The sequence below is a fragment of the Pirellulales bacterium genome (assembly GCA_036267355.1).
GTDB lineage: Bacteria > Planctomycetota > Planctomycetia > Pirellulales > DATAWG01 > DATAWG01.
The window spans coordinates 132,040-150,799 of record DATAWG010000036.1; the positions used below are offsets into that span (position 1 = coordinate 132,040).

Below are 18,760 nucleotides of genomic sequence, written 5' to 3' on the forward strand. Positions count from 1 at the left end.
CCTGGCCCACGGACGACGCACGCTTTAGCGTGCCGCGCCCTGGGCCTGCATGCCGGGCGGGATCGGGGCGGCGACGGGCGACATGGTTTGCATCGACACATCGTCGATCCAGGCGTCGCCCAGGCCGGTGAGAGCGAAGGTGACCCACACCGGGCCGTCGTGCGTCGCAATCCGATAGAGAACGAACTCGCGCCAGCCGGGCGTTTTCAAAGCTCGTTCGGCCAGCGCTTCGCCGCCGATCGAATCGAGAATCATCAGGCCATCGACGCTTCCGGTGATCGCGATGGGCACTCGCGTCCAACCGCGCATCACGACGATCTGGCCGCGGCGGGCCGGCACCGATGCCGTCGTCACCCACACGGGCGGCGTTTCCACCAACGACGGCGGTTCGAGCTTGTTGGCCGGTTTCACTTGCAAGTGCAGGCTAAAATGCCCGCTGTGTGAAACGGTCGGCGAAAGATCGACGGTGCTCGCGACCGAGGGCTGCGGATGCTCGAAGTGCCGCCAGCCGGATTGCAGCATGGCGCCGAGATTTTCGCAATCACCCGCCGGAAGCTGATTCAGGCTCAGCCGACCGCTGCGGAGTTCATCGACGAAACGCCAATGGGCCGGCAGCGTGTCGAATGTGGCGACCAACGGGCTCACGAGCGGCGAGTTTTGCGTCGTGGCGGCTTGCTCCCAGCGGAGTCGCTTGTATTGCTCCATCGGCCCCATCGCCTTGCGTGCTGAAAGATAGGCCGTCGGTCGGTCGCCGGCAGCCAGTGCCCTATCGGCGTCGGCAAGTTCCGTGCGAGCCTTGGTGAGCCATTCGCTCGCCTGGGGCGCTTCGCGTGGCCGCGGCGGCAATTGTCGATCGATCGACTCGAGCCGGAGCAATGTTTGCACGGCCAGTTCGCGCTGCAAATCGGCCGCCCGCGTCGCCATCGCCGCCAGGCGGCGCTCGAGCGTGTTGACCACCACCGGGTCGGGCGTAAGCAGCACCAATGCCGAAAGCTGGAATTCGTCGATGGTGACTTGCGTGCCGCCAGTCACACGCTTGTGGTTGATGGGCCGCAGGCCGACGGGCGTTAGTTCATACACTTCGTGCGACTCGGGCACGCCGGGCACGACAATCGACGCCGGCGCGGTGGCCATCGGCCGCGGAACGTGCTGCGAACCGGCCGCCAAACGCATCATGATCAACAGCCGGGCTCGATCGGTTTGCACCACGAAGCCGACAACCTGCGGATCGGTCGAGGTGGCAAGACTGATATTGCTGCCGATGGTGGCCCAAGGCTCGAGCAATTCAAGTTCGAGGTTCAATAGCGTCAGTGTTAGCCGCACGTCGGCCGGGGCGGCGGCGAACGGTCGTTCGGATTGAAACTCGAGACCGCGTGCTCCCGAAGTGAGCGCCATGTAGGTCAACAAGCGGATCGATTTGCAATCGACTTCCGCCGGGGCCGCGGCGCCGCCGACCAGAACTTCCTGCTCGCGCGTGATGGGCCAAAGCTGGGTTTGAATGGCCGTCCAAAAGGGCGTGCCCGGGCGGGCCAAGCTCGAGCGGGAGCGAAGCCACTCGGCGTAGTCGGCGAGTTCGAGGCTCGTGCCGAGCGGCAATCGGCTCAGTTCCAAAAGATCGACTTGCCGGCTATAGGGCCGTAGTTCGGTGTCCGGGCCGCAGATAATGGGCCGATGGGCGCGGGCATCGGCGAGCCGCAATTGGCGAACCTCGGCAACCGTCGCATCGAGATTCGCCGCGGTCAGCCCGTCGCCCAAATGCCAGGCCAGCATGGGTTCGAATTCCGGCCCGATCGCTGGAATGAAGTTTGATCCGGCTCTCGCACCATTGGCCATGGGCGGCGGCCCAATCAACCACACGCCGGCCCGCTCCGCTTCGGCCAGTAGCGCGGGCGTCGGAGGCTGCGAAAGGCGAACGGCATTGAAACCGGCACTGGAAAGATTCGCCAAGGGTTCGCCGCGATAGGGAAATATGCGCGGGAAGAACGGATGGCCATCGACCAACAGCACTGAGCCGTCGAGGCGCACATCGTGACGCGGTCGCGGGGCAAGCGGCGGTCCGGACAGTGTTTGAACGGCGTCAGCTTGGATGGCCGACGCTTGTTGGATCGCGCGGGCTGGCACTTCGACCAGGCCGGCCAGTCCCAGATCGTCGATGAGTGCATCGGTTGTTCCGGGGCCGCCGTAGAGGTTGAGCCAAATTTGGTCGATGTAGGCTTCGCGGGTATCGACGTTGGGCCCAAGTTGCAATCGGAGCACCCGCGCTTGCCGTTCCAAAAGGAGGGGGGTGTTGCCCAATTGCAATCGCTCCCAAACGCCGACCTGCGAATAGGCTGAGCCGGCGAGCAAAACGGTCGCTGCCGCGCCGGTCTTCGGATCGATGGTGCGTGGTAAGACGGCGCGGCCAAAAATCTGCAGGCCCGGATGATCGGCTTTCACCCAGACGCTGGCAATCAATTCGCTGGCGATGTGTGCCGGGGGCACCGGATGGCTAAAATAGATTGCTGTGCCGTTCGCGCCGCTGGTGCGTATCTCTTCGGCGCCTTGGCCGGCATGGCCGACGCGGGGAATGCGGCGCTGTAGATTCACCGTAAACTGCAGATCGGCACGCGCTGGTCGCCACGAGACGGTCGGGCCGTTGAAATCTTCCCGCCAGATGCCTTGAGCGGGCGCAGGCACACACCAACTCGCAAATCCGCAGGCGAGCAGCCACGGCAGGAACCGGCGAATCGGGCCAAGGAAATAAATGAGCGCGCGCCTCCATGCGCATCCGAAACGCCACGCGCGATATTTTTCGCTACGCGCGGCGTAAGTTGGGCTTGTAGCATGGTTTAGGATTTTACTCCAGGTCAGTCGTGGTGTTTTCGCCACAACCCTGAAATCTACGCTTCCTGGCTCCGATCGCGCAACGTCTTGTAAACGCAGAAGTTGCAAATTCTGGCGTCGCACTACTTGCAACCTGGCACAACCTCTGCTCTAGGGAAGATGCAACACCCCAGGAGCGAGACTTCTCTATGTCGAACGCCAGCCGAATCGTGAAAGCCAACCCGGATGAACTTCCCGCCGACCTTGTCGAATTGGGCTCGGTCCTTGCTCGACTTCCCGACGAATATCGCGAGCGCATCGAACCGATCATTGCCCGTGTAGTGGAAAGCACGAAGCGCCGCCGGCGAATTCTCAATCTCGTGCAAGACGCATTGTCTCAACTGCGGCTCGACATGAAATATCTGATGTTCGATCTCGAGGCCACTCGCCGCGAACGCGACGATTATCGGCGCAAGGTCGAAGAGGCGTAGGCGAACGGAATCTATCGCGCGGATCGGAAGCGGCGCGGCGGAACCGAACGGAATCGTCCCTAACTGGCGGATTGGTGTGGCACTGGCCAGCGCAGTCGGCCAGTGCCGGCCGGAGAGAGCTGGCGTTCCGGCTCGGAGGCGTCTGACACGAGAACACTTGCCAAACGGCAACGTGCAAGAGGGTACCGCCGTGTCCAGTGGCACACGCACTGGCCGACATCGCTGGCCAGTGGCACACGCACTGGCCGACTTCCGCTGGCCAGTGGCACACGCACTGGCCGACTTCGCTGGCCAGTGGCACACGGCCCACACCTCGACAATCGTTGACGGGTGCTATGTTCGTGTCCAAAGGCTTCAATAGGGCTAGTGGGAAGCGGTGGCATGTGATGTGCTCGCCTTTCACGGTATTGGCGCGGTTTGCCGTAGCTCAGCCTTTCCAGGCCGACGAACACCGGCGAATGTCAGGCTGGAAAGCCTGACCTACCTGAAACGGCCAATTGTGGGGGAGCCCCAGGTTAGGATAAAATTCGGATTGGATGAGCAGGGCAAGAGGCGCATGACTCGGCCGGCGAAAGCCGGCCGGCCACAGGGTTGTTTCGCGCGTTGCAATCTTGAGTTCTGACGTGGAAGCCATGGCCGAGTTATCCGCCGAACAGATTGCTCAACGAGCATTCGATCTGGATCTCATCGATCAGCGATCGCTGCAGGCGGTGCTCGCTGAAACTCGGAATCTGGAACCGGCCGAGTTCCAGCAGCTATTGATGCGCCGCGAATTGCTCACTGCCTTTCAACTCGAGCGCTTGCTCCGCGGCGAGCGATCTGGCTTTTTCTACGGTAAATACAAGGTGCTCTATCAGGTCGGGGCCGGCACCTTTGCCCGCGTCCACCGGGCCGTGCATCGCGAAACGGGCCAAGTCGTCGCCGTCAAGGTCCTCCGCAATCGATTCAATGGCGACGCGGCCAAGCGCGATCAGTTTTTTAAAGAGGCGGAAGTCGGGCAGACATTGCGGCACCCCAATATCGTCGCGATCTACGAGGTCGCCAGCGAGAAATTGTCGCCCTACATGGTGATGGAGTTTGTCGAAGGACAAACGCTGCGCAATTTTCTCAAAAATCGCAAGCAGATTGCCCCCGTCGATGCAGTGCGGCTGATGGCCGATATTGCCCGCGGATTGGATCATGCTTTCCGCCGCGGCATTTCCCATCGCGACTTGAAGTCGTCGAACGTGTTGGTGTCGAGTGCCGGGCACGCCAAGTTGGTCGACTTCGGTCTGGCGGGCATCGATCCCGATGTCAGCGATGAGGCGCTCGCCGGAACGGAAAACCCGCGGACGCTCGACTATGTTGCTCTCGAGCGGGCCTCGAACGTGCACAAAGACGACAACCGCAGCGATATCTTTTTCGCCGGTTGCATTTACTATCACATGCTTTCCGGCAAGCCCGCGCTCGAGGAAACTCGCGACCGCATGCAGCGGCTGAATCCGACGCGATTTTTCGATATTTCGCCGTTGAAGCGCGAGTGCCCCGACCTGCCGCGGCCGCTCGCCTCGGTGGTTGACAAGGCAATGGAGTTGGATGTCAAAATGCGCTACCAAACTCCGGGCGAAGTGCTCGCCGATCTGAATATCATGCAGCAGAGAATCGCCGAAGGGCAAAGCCTCGACAACGCCGCCATCGGCGTGAAGCAGCGATCGCTGATGATCGTCGAGCCGAGCCCGCGAATTCAAGATGTGCTGCGGACGCAGTTAAAGCAGAGCGGCTACCGGGTATTGGTCACGTCCGATCCGCAACGGCCGTTCAGCGGTTTTGCCGCCGGCGCGCCGCCGGCCGATTGTGTCCTATTTTGCACGAGCAACTTGGGAGAAACCGCGCTCGATGCATTCAATCGCTTTGGGCAGCACACGAGCACGGCGCGCGTGGCTGCCGTTCTGCTGTTGGGATCGAAGCAGGGGGATTGGTCTGCCCGCGCGAAAACCTCGCCGCTGCACGCCGTCGTGAATAGCCCCTTCACGGTTCAACAACTGCGAGAACTGATCGAGCGCGTGCTCGGCAATGCCGAGCCGGCCGAGAAACAGTGATCGTTGGAAACCGCCCGCGATGGCGCGGACCGCATGCTTCGTTTGCGATTTCGCCGCTTCGCGAGCCAGGCGGCCGAGAGCATCGGCGATACTTTGGCTCGGCCAAAAACGAAGTTCTCCACAGACTCCGCTCCCCTGGCGAGAGAGGCAGGGTGAGGGGTTTCGAAAGCGGAACTTATTTTTCGGCCAAGCGTTTGCTGCCGACAACGAACTTGCCCAAGCCGCTCGGCCGCGACCGCTGAACGACCAAAAAGCCGACGAACCCGAATGTCATGAGCACAAGCGATCCGGGCTCGGGAACCGGCGCAGCGCCGAGGTCGGTGACACTCACATCATCGAGCCAGATGTTGCCCCATTGATCCTGCCCGATAAACGACAACGATGTCGAAGTCGTATCGGCGGCTGCCACCGCGTCGAAGCTGAATTGGACATAAGGCGCAGCGGAATGCCCGTCGAGCCCGCCGAGTTGACTGTCGGAAAGATTAAGATTGCCGGTGCCGAACGACACATCAAGGAAGTTGTTATAAGTCGGATCGTAACCGTCGCTCGTGGCGTAAAACGAGATGAGATACTCATGCAGCGCCGTTGTTGCGATGACCTGCGAAACGTCGCCCGTCGCGACGCCGTCGCCCGCAAATTCGGCTTCATAGTCGCCCAAGTCTGCGTGGGCCGGCCCGCCAATGGTGGCGATCCCTGAAAGTGCCCAGGGGGCCAGATCGGCGGGCCCATTTTCAAAACTCGGATTTCCGACGAGATTTTGTCCGCTGGCGGTGCGAACATCCGTTAAGGCGCATGCGATCACGAGCAATGCTAGCAAGCGACAATGAGCATATGATTTCATTAGCGAACTCCCGAAAACGTGGACCGACGGTGGCGCAGCGCCCTGAGAGGCGACCTATCTGGCGGGGGGGATGGCAGTCGTGGATACTACTCCTGTCCAGCCGCCGCCGCAAGCTTTTTGGGAAGGATTTTCTCTTTTTTCGTAAAGTCGATGGGTCGCATGGTCGGTCCCGAAACGCGCACCTTAGGCCGCTAATGCCGTGAACACATTCGCCAAACGCTTTCCACATCGTGCGACCCGCTGGCAACTAAGAACCACCGCACTCGATCTGCCGCGACGGCCGTTGCTGATGGGGATCGTCAACGTCACGCCCGACAGCTTTTCCGACGGCGGCAAATTTCTAGATCCCTCGGCCGCCATCGAGCACGGGCTGCAGCTTGCCGCAGAAGGGGCCGATCTGCTGGATGTCGGCGGTGAGAGCACACGCCCCTATTCCAATCCCATCGCGGACGAAGAAGAACTGCGGCGCGTGCTCCCTGTGGTTCGCGCCTTGTGCCGCCAAGCGAAGCGGCCTGTGTCGATCGACACCTCGAAAGCCGCCGTCGCTCGCGCCGCACTCGACGAAGGGGCCGAAGTGATCAACGATATCACCGGTCTGATCGGCGACCCCGAGATGCTTGAAGTGGCTCGTGCCTCGCAAGCCGCTGTCGTGGCAATGCATATTCAAGGAACGCCGCAATCAATGCAAGATGATCCGCGATATGCGGATGTCCTCGGCGAAGTGCTGTCGCATTTGCGAGACTGTCGCGAGGCTTTGATTGCGGCCGGCATTGCTCCTGAACGAATCTGTCTCGACCCGGGGATCGGCTTCGGCAAAACCCACGCTCATAATCTGGCCTTGCTCGCGAACTGCTATCGGTTTCACGAACCCGGCTGTCCGATTTTGGTCGGGCATTCGCGCAAGGGGTATATCGGCAAGGTGCTGGCCGACAAATCCGCCGACCCACTGCCGGGCACAATCGGCGTTTCGTGTGGCTTGGCGTCACAGGGCGTGCAAATCCTCCGCGTTCACGATGTCGCGCCCGTGCGACAGGCGCTCCTACTGTTCGAGGCGGTCGCGGATGCCTGCGAGGATCGATGGCGGTAGCGATTATTTGATCGAATGTCCGGATTCCCCTGCTGGCGCTGCGGGCGCGAGGGTCTTCGCCGACGTTGACTCACCACGCGCTTTCAACGATACTTCGGAGGAGCGATTGCGGGGCGCTACGGGGGCGGTGCGAGTCTTAAGATTTGAGGTTGATTGGTTTTGCGCTTCGAGAGGCTTGAGTCGTGGCGATCGCCGAAATTCAAGATCTGCGGCAGTATTGCGTCGAGGTGGCGATGCGCGCGCGCTCCGCGTCGGAAGAACTGGTGCGCGCTTCGGGGCAGCAAAAGATCGACTGGCTGCGGCGCGCGGCGGCAATGATCCGCGAGCGGTCGGCCGAGATTCGCATGGCCAACCAAGTCGATCTCGACGCCGCTCAAGGCTATGGGCTTACGGACGCCGAAATCGATCGGCTGCGGCTCACTCCCGCTCGCATCGAAGAGATCGCCGCGGCGTTAGAAGCCGTCGCAGCGCTCCCCGACCCGGTCGGCGAAGTGATCGAATCGTCGGTGCGGCCGAATGGATTGCAAGTGTCGAAAGTGCGCGTACCGCTGGGCGTGGTGTTTTTCATCTATGAATCGCGACCGAATGTGACGGCCGACGCCGCGGCAATTTGCGTCAAAAGCGGCAACGCCGTGATCCTCCGCGGCGGCAAGGAAGCGATGCACTCGAGCCGAGCGATCGTCGAAATTCTGAACGAAGCGCTCGCAGGCGTCGGGCTGCCGGTCGATGCCGTGCAACAGGTGGCCACAACGGATCGCGAAGCGGTGGGGCATTTTTTGCGATTGTCGGAATATATCGATCTGGCCATTCCACGCGGCGGAGAGAGCCTGATTCGCCGCGTTGCCGCGGAAGCGAAAATGCCCGTGATCAAGCATTTCACCGGCAATTGCCATGTGTACGTCGATCGCGCGGCCGATCTCGACATGGCCGAGCGAATTACGATCAACTCGAAGTGCCAGCGGATGGGCGTTTGCAACGCGGCCGAGTCGCTCCTGGTTCACGCCGATGTGGCCCGCAGCTTTCTGCCGCAAATCGGAGAGGCGTTGAAGTCGGAGGAAATCGAAATCCGCGGCGACGAACGGGCGCGGCAATCGATTCCCTCGGCCGGTATTGCTAGCGACGAAGATTTTTTTGCCGAATATCTGGGGCCGATCATCTCCGTCAAGGTGGTCGATTCGTTGGACGAGGCGATTCGGCACGTCAACCATTATGGCTCGCACCACACCGATGCAATTCTGACGAACGATCTTGCCGCGGCTCGCGAGTTTGCCGATCGGGTCGATAGCGCCGCAGTGATCGTCAATGCGAGCACCCGATTCAACGATGGCGGGCAGTTCGGCCTCGGCGCGGAAATCGGCATCAGCACCGACAAATTCCATGCCCGCGGCCCATGCGGCCTCAAAGAACTAACCAGCTACAAGTACGTCGTGTATGGCGACGGGCAAGTGCGAGAGTAAATACCTAATGACGAATGAAGAATGTCGAAGGAATGACGAATGACGGCACGAGGCATTTGAATGCCTGGCTTCGTCCTTCGTGCTTTGTCATTCTCTCGTCATTCGAGCTTAGGCATTCGGCATTCTCACCACTGGGAGACCAAGGATGGTCGGAGATGTTCTTAGCCAGGCGGAAGTCGAGAGCCTGCTCAGCGCGATGGAAAGCGATGCGTCGGCGAAGCACGGCGCTGCGCACTCGAAAGAGCGATCCGGCGAGTCGAACCATCCGAGCCGGCCACGCGAAAAGGTCACCCCCTACGACTTCAAGCGGCCCGAACGCGTCGGCAAGGAGCAGATGCGGGCGTTGCAAACGCTGCATGAGGGCTTCAGCCGGAATTTCGGCGCAGCGCTTTCCGGCTTGCTGCGCAGCATCGTCGACGTGAAGCTCACCAGCGTCGACCAGCTCACCTACAGCGAATTCGTCTTCAGCCTCGAGAATCCGACGTGCTTCAATCTGGTTCGTGCCGAGCCGCTCGAAGGAAGCTTGATTCTCGATATCAATCCATCGATCCTCTATCCGTTCATCGACCGGCTGCTGGGGGGTGGGCGCGACCCTGGGCCATTGGCCCGGCGCCCGCTGACGGAAATCGAGCTGCGCCTCGTGTCGCGGATCACGAATTTGTTTCTCGACCAGTTGCACGAGGCCTGGCTGAACGTGGTGGATTTGAAGCTCTCGGTCGAGCGTGTCGAGAGCAATCCGCAACTGGTGCAAATCGTGCCGCCGAACGAAGTCATCGTGCTGATCAGCTTCGAGCTGACACTTGGTGAAATTCGCGGCATGATGAATTTCTGCATTCCCTTCAACACGATCGAGCGGATCGGCAACAAACTGTCGAGCAATAGTTGGATCAGCTACGGCAAGCGCACCTCGACCCCCGAAAGCCGAACGCAAATCACGCGCAGCCTGAAGGGCGCGCTCGTGCAATTAGTCGCCCAACTGGCGGAAACACGAATCACCACCGGCGAGTTGATCGGCTTGCGCGTCGGCGATATCATCACGACCGACAAAGACATCCATCAGCCGCTGGTGGTGAGCGTCGAAGGCGTGCCGAAATTCCGCGCCCACCCCGGAGCTTTCAAAGGCCGCAAAGCCATCCGAATCGAACACCCAATCGGCATGATGCCAGCTACGGCAGCGGCGCCAACCGTGGCGCCGGTCGCGCCGGCCCCCGCGCCGGCCAAGAAATAACCTCGCATGCGTTCCGTTCTCCGGTCGATAATCTGGATAGTTGACTTTGGCGACTAGGATAAGTATGATTCCGCAGAATGTCGCCTTCTGCAGTGGAAGGAGACACGGAAGTGCAAGAGATCACGAGGCTTACAGCGCAATTGCCGGTCGGGGGAGAGAAGATGTCCGTTGTTCCGGCGTATACGCCTCCACCGTCGCCGGAACCGGATGTGCTGGAAAGGCTGCGGCAGGAAAGCCAGCGATTGGAAACGGCTTCGCCCGAGGAAATCATCCGCTGGGCCGCCGCGACCTACTTTCCCAAGCTTACGATGGCCACCGCCTTCGGTCCGGAGGGTTGCGCGATCATCTATTATCTCTCGCGCATCGAACAGCGGGTGCACGTTTTCAATCTCGACACGGGCTATCAATTTGCCGAAACGCTGGCGCTGCGGGATGAAATCGCCCGCCGCTATGGGGTCGAAGTCGAGTTGAAGCGGCCCGACACGACGGTCGAACAATACGAAGCGCAGCACGGCGGCCCGGTTTACAAAACCGATCCCGACCAATGCTGTTTCGACCGCAAGATCACGGTGCTCCGCCGAGCGGCCGCTGGATTCGACGCTTGGATGAGCGGCATCCGCCGCGATCAGAGTTCCGACCGAGCCAAAGCGCCGATTGTCGGGTGGGATCGAAAGTTTGGCCTGGTGAAAATCAGCCCGCTGGCGAATTGGACCAAGAAAGACGTTTGGAAGCTGATCTCGCAGGAAAAGATTCCCTACAACCCGCTGCACGACCAGGGATACACGAGCATCGGCTGCTGGCCCTGCACCCGGGCCGTCCTGTTCGGTGAAGACGAGCGCGCGGGTCGCTGGAGCGGCACCGGCAAAACCGAATGCGGCCTGCACACGCGTTAAGAGACTGTGAGGCTTGAGGCTGTGAGACTGTGAGGACGCGCAAGCGATCGACCTGCCCTCGTACCTCAAAGCCTCACGGTCTCAAAGCCTCGCCCCCATGAAGCTTTCGGCCAAAACCGAGTATGCGTGTATTGCGATGCTGGAGTTGGCTCGTCGCTATGAAGAGGGCGAGCCGGTGCGGATTCGCGAAATCGCCGATCAGCACGGGATCCCGTCTCGTTTCCTGGTGCAGATTCTGCTGCAATTGAAGGGGGCCGGCTATGTGGCCAGCACACGCGGCGCCTCGGGCGGTTATCAATTGATCAAGCCGCCCGCAAAGATTTCGCTGGGCGAAGTGATGAATGTAATCGAAGGAAAAGAGGAAGCCCACACTGCCGCCTCGGAGGCGAAATCGCCGACGGCCCGAGTGCTGGCCGGCATCTGGCGCGACATCTCCACCCGCGAGCAAGCCATGCTGCAAGCGATCGACTTCGCCGAGCTCGCCGAAAAAACAAAACAAACCGCCAGCGAAATGTATTACATCTAAATCGCGGCGCACGGCCGGCAAAGCCGGATCGCCAACGCGAAGAAAGACCCGACCTATTTGCTGGCCGAGATGGAGATCGGGCGTTCGGTTCCGTTGGCGGTCGATCAGATCGATGTCGAGTGCCCTCACCGACAGTGCGAATTTCCGCACCCCGTCGAGAAGCGACGTGTTTTTGGCATCCTCACCGCCCGCTCCAGTCATCCCCGTCTTGCGTTGCTGTACGAAAGTCAGAGTCGCGATCGCGTGCTGGCCCACGGTCTCTTGATCCTCGTCGCCCGGATTGGGGAACTTCTCCTTCACGATTTTACCCATCCGCACCTGCGTCAGCTCCTCGGGCGCGAGTTCCGGGTCGAACATCCCGCGCTCGATCGCCTGCTTGTCTTGCACGAATGCGGTCACCAACTCGACAAGATACTCGCGGCAGATGCGCTCGGCCTCTGGGCTTTTCGGTTCCGCCAATCGGGAGTTTGAGCAAAATTTTGCCGCCGCAGGATATAATGCGATAGCGCGGTTGGCCTCGTTGCCGTGGCGGTTGAAAGGGGAACGACTTTCGCCGGCAAGCGTCTGGCGGCGCCGTGGAACGGCTCGCCATGAGTCGCGCGAATCTGCTAAAATCGGTGAGTCAATTTTAGCCAAAGCGTCAAACACCTATGCCTGCACCCATTCGCCGCGTCGATGAACTCGGATTTCCGCTCCCCGCCGCGTTTGCCGATCATCCCGATGCGCCGCCGCGTTCCAAGCGCACTTGGGGACAACTGATCTACCGCTGGCGGTGGTCTCTCTTGTTGCTGTTGCTGCCGCTTCTGTTCGGCGATTCGCTGATCCACGGCGTGCGGCAAGCGATTGCCCAGCGAATGCTGCGCAACGCCCAAATTCATTATTTTCAAAACCGATTGCCCGAAGCGCTCGCCTCCACCGATCGGGCATTGTTTTGGGAGCCTAACACGTTCGACCAATGGGAGGCGTACCAATATCGGGCCCTGATTTTCGAGGGCATGCCGAAACATGCCCAAGAAAGCTTCGACGCTTGGACCGAAGTCATCAAGCGGCTCGAAGACCCGCAGCGTGCAAAACAATATTCGGATGAATTGCGCTTGGCCTATTCCGAGCGAGCCTCGGTCGGCGAACGGATCGGCCGGCATCGCGACGCCATCGCCGACGCCACGATTGCCGTGAAGCTGGCCAACAACGACAGATCTCGGGCAGAAACGTTGAACGGTCGGGCTTACATGCGCGCCCTGGCGAACCTCGAACTGGATCGAGCGCTTGAAGACGTCGATGAATCGCTGCGGATCGTGCCCGGCGACGCAAACGTGATCGACACGCGGGCCTATGTCTTGTTTCGGCTTGGAAAATATGACCAGGCCCGAAAAGACATCGACGATGCGATCCGCCGGCTAACGGGTTCGCCCGCGGGCGGATTCTGGTTCGGCCCCGACAACGGACCGCACATCCGTGCGCAGGACGAAGAAGCGTCGATCAATTTTCGCGCGAATCAAGACGCTCTGGCCGTGATGTATCACCATCGCGGCGAAATCCGCAAGAAGCAGGGGCAAGCGGAACAAGGCGAGAAGGATTTCCGCAAGGCGGAGATGCTGGGCTACGACCCCGACCGCGGCATCAACTGAGAGCCGCGCCTCCCGCCCGTTGAAGTTCTGCCTACGCGTAAGTGCTTGCGTGTGCCACTGGTTCTGCCAGTGACGAAAATCCTCGGTAATTTCCTGCACTGCGGAGCCAGCTTGGCTGGCGTGCCACGGGCTGATTTGGCGTGCCACGGGCTGATTTGGTGTGCGACTGGCTGATTAGTGTGCCACTGGCTAGCGCAGTCGGCCGGTAAGTTGACGTTCCGGCTCGGAGGCGTCTGACACGAGAACAATTGCCAAACGGCAACGTACAAGAGACTATCGCCGAATCCGGCGGCGCTCGCACTGGCCGACTTCGCTGGCCAGTGCCACACGAAGATCCGCTCCTGTCGAAACACTTCAACCGGCTGCTAGACGATCGGTTCTTCGCTTGCTAGACGATCGGTTCTTCGCTCGGCTGCATATTGGCCGATTCCAGCCGCGGCGCTTCGACCGCTTCGGAGTCGGACTCCGTCGTGGGCCGAATCTCCAGGCCATTGTGATAATAGACCCGGTTTCGTCCCGCCGCTTTGGCACTGTAGAGGGCGGCGTCGGCCCGCGATAACAGCGTTTGCGGGCCGTCGCCATCGACGGCCGATGCAACCCCGCCGCTGATCGTCAGCGGCAAGTTCTGCTCGACCTGTTGCCGCAAGCGATCGGTGAAGATACACGCTCCCGTCATCGGCGTTTGCGGCATGACGATCACGAACTCCTCGCCGCCATAGCGCGTTACGATGTCGGTATCACGTACATTGTCGGCCAGTAGCTTGGCCACCGACTTCAAGATGCTGTCGCCGTACAAGTGGCCCTGGTCGTCGTTGATCTTCTTGAAATGGTCGATGTCGAAGATCACCACCGAAAACGGCAGCTCGTAGCGGTTCATCATGGCGAACATCGACACGAGCGTCTCGTCGAGTGCGCGGCGATTGCTCACGCCGGTAAGCGGATCGGTGCGCACCTCGGTGAACGTCATCAGGTGGTTCGACTGCTGGCGGATTTCGTCGTAGGCGTTGGCCAATTGGGCGGCCAGTTTGAACGTCGGCTTCAGCATTCCCTCGGCTTCTTGGCAAAGTTCCTGCCAAGCGCCTTCCGATTGCGCTGCCCCGAGCGTCACCACGCGATTCTTGAACCGCACGACGCTCGCATGATGCGTGGCCAAATGGCGGCGGATCAAGTCGGCGATCTTTTCCAATTCGCGTGCGACGGCTTGGGCCCGCTTTAGCTCGCGGCGGGCCTGATTGTCGTTCGCCTGCAGGACCATCCGGCCCCGCCGCCCGACCAGATAGCCGATCACAGTCACGGCCGCCAAAGCCACCGGCGTGGGCAGTTGCAGCGACCAGAAATTGAAGTCGGCTAAGAGCATGAGAAAGACCAGCGATTATTGTCGGAGCCAAAACCCGGGTGAATCAAAAATTCGGCGTGTGGTTAGAGCAAGTTTAGGTCGAAATTTCCAGCAGGCGATCGCGATCGAGCCAAGCGGCGGCGCATTTTCGCTCGATCCGGCCACTAGCAGCGTGCGGGCCGCCGTCTTGGCAGCACGGCATGCTCCCATGGCGAGGTGTTTCAGCTAATAGTTCGATCGCGATCCGAAACCGCGCAAGCAAAAATATCCCGCGACGACCGCACAGCAGAGCACGAGAAACCATCCCTGCCGGTCGAGGCTGTTGATCCAATGCACCGCCCCGGCATATGCCTTGGAAACGAACATCAGTGCCAGCAGCATCGGGAGATCAACGCCAGACATGACCGCGCTTTCGGAAGGCAAATCGTCAGAGCCGGGCATGCGCCCTTCACAACTCTAGGTCACAAAAATCGACCTGAAACCGCGTTTTTGCAAGCGGTTGCGCAATCCGACGCGACGCAAGTTGGCATCGCCGGAACGCGTCGGCCCATGCGAAGCCGAGCGATTTGCCGAATTTAAGCCCGCTGAATTGCTCTGCTCGAACCGGCGCCGCGAGACCAGCTCCTCGTGTGCCCTTGCCGGCCGATGGGGGAGAGTTATAATCATGGCTTCTCAGCGGCCGCAGAGAGCGAGCCGGCCCACCCTGCCGGCACCAACCGGCGAGGGCCGGTTGTAAACCATTGCGGGCAAAGAGATTGGGGGTGTAGCTCAGTTGGTTTAGAGCGCCAGCCTGTCACGTTGGAGGCCGCGGGTTCAAGTCCCGTCACCCTCGCTCGACACAAACATAGCCGAAACAACACTTTACGTTACCTGCCGACGTTCGGCGGTGCGGCTTGTACCTGGGGAATAAAACGGTAATTACCGTTTTATCCGCATGCACAAGGGAACCCCCGCATATGCCTCGAACTGCTGGATCTTCTACGCCTCAGTATCGGAAACATCGGGCAACCACGCAGGCCGTCGTCACCATCGCCGGCCGGGATCGCTACCTCCGGTCCGCATGGTACTAAGGCAAGCCGAATCGAATACGACCGGCTCGTGACCGATGGCTTGCCGCAAGCAGGCCGACGTCGACCGCGACCGACATTACCGCGATCGATGCCCAATACGAAGTCTGGCCGCTTGCGGCAATGGCCTGCCGCACGAGCGCCGCATTTCGCATGTGTCGCTCGATGGTTCCTTCCCGCGGGCGGTCCTGTCGATGTTGCGCCTCACTGGCGGCTGCGGACGCATGTTGGCGCGCGTTCGGGCGTCCATCGGATTCGGCTTGCCGCAACGAACGAAAGCGCTGTATAACGCCGCCCCCGATTCGCGCGGCAGTCCGCAACGGCCTGGCCGTCACTGGAACCGGCAAGCAAAAACGGCGAGCAAGCCGCAACTCCACCGGCGCAGTTAGTCCGGCACATTATTGGCCGGCTTCGGCAACCAGGCTGTTATTCCGCATGAAGCTATTTGCAAGAGCCTTGAAAGAAGCCTGGCGACATTGGGCAAAGCTGGGCCTGGCGTTCGCCTGTTCGCTCGCCGCGGCGGCCCTGTGGGGCGCGAATATCGGCGCCATCTTCCCGATCCTCGAAACCACCCTCCACGGCGATTCGCTGCAACAGTGGAACATGCAGCGCATCGTCAAGAACAAGGAAGAGATCGCCAGTCTGCAGGCCCAACTCGCGAATCCCGCCAAGATTTTTGCGCCTGCCAAGAATGCGGACGGGGAAACGCCGGAGCTCCAAGCCCAAATGCTGCAAGGCAAGCTCCAGGCGGAACAACTTGCCCTGAAGTCGAACGAGAAGATTCAGCCCTACTTGGAACGATTTCTGCCGGCGAGCCCTTTCAATACGGTGCTCCTGGTCGTGTCGCTCGTTTTGCTAAGCACGCTCGTCAAACAGGTTCTTTCGATCTCCGACGATTTGCTCGTCACCAGCGTTTCGCAGTCGATCGCCCGCGATATGCGCATCCGCATTTTCAACAAGGCGATGACGCTCGATCGGGCCGGATTCAATCGTATCGGCACCAGCGGATTCACCGCGCAAATCATGCAAACAACCGACATGCTGGCGGGCGGCATCACCGACTTCTACGGTGGCGCCTTGAACGAACCGTTGCGGATCGTCGCCTGCCTGGTCGGCGCCTTGGTGATTTCGTGGCGTCTCACGCTGCTGTCGCTGATCTTTGCCCCCGTGGCCGCGTTTTCGATCATCTGGCTCAATCGCCAAATTCGCGGCGTTGCGCGGCGCGTGGTGAGCCGCACGCACGGATACCACCATGTCATGCTCGAAGTCTTCAGTTCGCTGCAAACGGTGCAGGCCTACACGATGGAAGCATTCGAACGGGATCGGTTCCGCGACGCCACCAAGGAAGTGCGAAAATCGGCGATCTCGGCGACGTTTTACAACTCGCTGGCGAATCCGATCACCGAGCTGTTCGGCATCGGCATGCTCTGTATCGCCCTGGCGGCCGCGGCGCATCTGTTGATTCACAAAGAGACCGCCATTTTGGGAATCACGATCGCCTCGCGGCCGTTGTCGATGCCCGCGCTCATGGTCTTCTTCGGATTGATGATTGGCGCCGCCGACCCGCTCCGCAAAGTGTCGGGCGTGATCACGAATGTGAACATGGGAATGGCGGCGGCGAACATGCTCTATCCGCTGCTCGACATGCAATCTCAGATTGTCGATCCCGCGACGCCCGCGAAAGTCGCCTCGCCGCACCACAAGCTGGAGTTTCGCAACGTCAGCTTCAGTTACGACGGCTCGCACCAAGTGCTCCGCGACATCAATCTGACAGTTCCCTTCGGCGAACGCCTCGCGATCATCGGCCCCAATGGCGGCGGCAAAACCACGTTCACGAATCTGCTCTGCCGATTCTTCGATCCGCAGAAGGGCGATGTCACGATGGATGGCGTCTCGCTGAAAAAGATGGCACTCGCCGATCTACGCGGGCGGATCGCCCTCGTCACCCAGCAGACCGAGCTGTTCAACGAAACGATCCTGCACAACATCCGCTACGGCTGCTGGCATGCCACAGAGGAGCAGGTGATCGAAGCGGCGAAACGCGCTCGGGCGCACGACTTCATCAGCAGCTTCGCCGATGGCTACCAGACTCACGTCGGCCCGAACGGCCAACGCTTGAGCGGCGGCCAACGTCAACGCATTTCGCTCGCTCGGGCGATTCTCCGCAACGCCGAGATCCTGATTCTCGATGAGGCGACGAGCCAAATCGACGTTGACAGCGAAACCTTGATCCACGACGCGCTCTCCGAATTCGGCGACGGCCGGACGATGATCATGATTTCGCACCGGGCCAGCACACTGACCCTGGCGACCAAAATCGTTCACATCGACCACGGACACCTGACGATTCAGGAGCCCCCCGGAGCAAAGGCCGCTTAAGTTCGCCGCCTGGCCGAGCATCACCGGCCACGGCCGAGGCGATCGAAGACCACTCTTTCAGCAGGCTGCTAACCCGACGCCGCAGCCGCTAATTCTCAGCGCGAACTCGTGGCGAATGCTGATTGCGCCGCTTGCCCCATAGAGGGAACGACTTCGATTCTCCGCGCAGCAGCCGGCGAAAGCGACCACCGATCCGCGATACGCGAGCGGTGAGCCGCCGGCGGTCGGCTAATAATTTTTCCATCGATTTCTCGTCGTGGCAACCGAAGTGCTCTCGCAGCGTGAAGTGATCGGCTTCGACATCGGGAAGCACATAGCGCGGATGGGTGATCGTGTCGATCTGGCCCCTGGGCAGGTTCATAAACCAGGCATCCGTCTTCGTGTGCGTGGCGTCGCAGCCCACGCCGATATTCGAAACCAGATTGACCTCGGGCATGATGCTTAACGCCCCTCGCGACCAGCAGGCATAAACCCACTGCGCGTCCCAAGCGCCCCACTGGCTCCGATAAAGGCCGCTGAGCCAACGGACCCAAGTGGCTTGGTGCACGGCGTCCGGAAAAATTCCCTTGATCATGTGCCGGGCCTCGAACTCGGGCCATGAAGCCATGTGGAAGTCGTAGCAGCGCCAAGCCCGCCGCCAGGTGGCCCAGCCCCAGACATGGGGTATTCGTGAGAAATAATAACTGGCAGGCGAGCGGCGAACCCCGCGCTGAAAATTATCGCCCGATATGTGCATGATCCGCTCGTCGTGGCGATAGTGCGCCAGCAGTTGCTCGCAAAACGGGAAGAAGGAAGCGCTCGGCAGACAATCGTCTTCCAAAATGATCGCCTCTTCGGTCTGCTCGAACACCCAATCGAGGCCCGACGAAACCCGCACGGCGCAACCCAAATTCTCGTCCGAGTAGTTTTTCACGACCTCACATGGCCAATCGATCCGCTCGACAATG

15 protein-coding genes and 1 tRNA gene are annotated in these 18,760 nt (G+C 60.6%); 11 read left to right on the top strand and 5 right to left on the bottom strand.

The window, feature by feature from the left end; all coding sequences use genetic code 11:
• Positions 1-24: 24 nt before the first annotated feature.
• Positions 25-2,676, bottom strand: coding sequence for a hypothetical protein (locus VHX65_06310; protein HEX3998144.1), 2,652 nt, complete (start codon positions 2,674-2,676; stop codon positions 25-27).
• 335 nt (positions 2,677-3,011) lie between these two features.
• Here VHX65_06310 and VHX65_06315 point away from each other — a divergent pair, with 335 nt between their 5' ends.
• Complete coding sequence (locus VHX65_06315) at positions 3,012-3,293, top strand: transcriptional regulator (GenBank protein HEX3998145.1); 282 nt, start codon at positions 3,012-3,014, stop codon at positions 3,291-3,293.
• 632 nt (positions 3,294-3,925) lie between these two features.
• Positions 3,926-5,371 (top strand): protein kinase, encoded by a 1,446-nt coding sequence (locus VHX65_06320; protein ID HEX3998146.1) that lies wholly within the window; start codon positions 3,926-3,928, stop codon positions 5,369-5,371.
• 175 nt (positions 5,372-5,546) lie between these two features.
• Here VHX65_06320 and VHX65_06325 read toward each other — a convergent pair whose 3' ends face one another.
• Positions 5,547-6,212, bottom strand: coding sequence for a PEP-CTERM sorting domain-containing protein (locus VHX65_06325; protein HEX3998147.1), 666 nt, complete (start codon positions 6,210-6,212; stop codon positions 5,547-5,549).
• Between the two features lie 199 nt (positions 6,213-6,411).
• On the opposite strand from VHX65_06325, the gene folP reads away from it, so the two are divergent.
• The 7 genes from folP to VHX65_06360 all read left to right on the top strand — a co-directional run bounded on the left by folP (position 6,412) and on the right by VHX65_06360 (position 13,031).
• Positions 6,412-7,299, top strand: a complete 888-nt coding sequence (gene folP / locus VHX65_06330) for a dihydropteroate synthase (protein HEX3998148.1) — start codon at positions 6,412-6,414, stop codon at positions 7,297-7,299.
• A gap of 182 nt (positions 7,300-7,481) precedes the next feature.
• Positions 7,482-8,756, top strand: coding sequence for a glutamate-5-semialdehyde dehydrogenase (locus VHX65_06335; GenBank protein HEX3998149.1), 1,275 nt, complete (start codon positions 7,482-7,484; stop codon positions 8,754-8,756).
• Positions 8,757-8,901: 145 nt separating this feature from the next.
• On the top strand, positions 8,902-9,984 hold the full coding sequence (gene fliM, locus VHX65_06340) for a flagellar motor switch protein FliM (protein HEX3998150.1): 1,083 nt from the start codon (positions 8,902-8,904) through the stop codon (positions 9,982-9,984).
• 161 nt (positions 9,985-10,145) lie between these two features.
• Positions 10,146-10,877 carry a phosphoadenylyl-sulfate reductase gene (locus tag VHX65_06345; protein ID HEX3998151.1) on the top strand — a complete coding sequence of 244 codons (732 nt, stop codon included), beginning with the start codon at positions 10,146-10,148 and terminating at the stop codon, positions 10,875-10,877.
• 97 nt (positions 10,878-10,974) lie between these two features.
• Positions 10,975-11,403 carry an Rrf2 family transcriptional regulator gene (locus tag VHX65_06350; protein ID HEX3998152.1) on the top strand — a complete coding sequence of 143 codons (429 nt, stop codon included), beginning with the start codon at positions 10,975-10,977 and terminating at the stop codon, positions 11,401-11,403.
• A 57-nt stretch (positions 11,404-11,460) separates the two neighbouring features.
• On the top strand, positions 11,461-11,874 hold the full coding sequence (locus VHX65_06355; protein ID HEX3998153.1) for a hypothetical protein: 414 nt from the start codon (positions 11,461-11,463) through the stop codon (positions 11,872-11,874).
• Positions 11,875-12,053: 179 nt separating this feature from the next.
• On the top strand, positions 12,054-13,031 hold the full coding sequence (locus VHX65_06360) for a hypothetical protein (protein ID HEX3998154.1): 978 nt from the start codon (positions 12,054-12,056) through the stop codon (positions 13,029-13,031).
• Positions 13,032-13,419: 388 nt separating this feature from the next.
• On the opposite strand, the gene VHX65_06365 is transcribed toward VHX65_06360, so the two are convergent.
• Entirely contained in the window at positions 13,420-14,388 is a 969-nt protein-coding gene (locus VHX65_06365) for a GGDEF domain-containing protein (GenBank protein ID HEX3998155.1), read from the bottom strand.
• Between the two features lie 204 nt (positions 14,389-14,592).
• Positions 14,593-14,769, bottom strand: a complete 177-nt coding sequence (locus VHX65_06370) for a hypothetical protein (GenBank protein ID HEX3998156.1) — start codon at positions 14,767-14,769, stop codon at positions 14,593-14,595.
• 355 nt (positions 14,770-15,124) lie between these two features.
• On the opposite strand from VHX65_06370, the gene VHX65_06375 reads away from it, so the two are divergent.
• Both VHX65_06375 and VHX65_06380 read left to right on the top strand, forming a co-directional pair.
• Positions 15,125-15,199, top strand: a tRNA-Asp gene (locus VHX65_06375).
• Positions 15,200-15,869: 670 nt separating this feature from the next.
• Positions 15,870-17,813 (top strand): ABC transporter ATP-binding protein, encoded by a 1,944-nt coding sequence (locus tag VHX65_06380; GenBank protein HEX3998157.1) that lies wholly within the window; start codon positions 15,870-15,872, stop codon positions 17,811-17,813.
• Positions 17,814-17,901: 88 nt separating this feature from the next.
• Here the strand turns inward: VHX65_06380 and VHX65_06385 are convergent.
• Positions 17,902-18,760, bottom strand: an 859-nt coding sequence (locus VHX65_06385) for a hypothetical protein (protein HEX3998158.1), incomplete at its 5' end; no start/stop codon positions are given.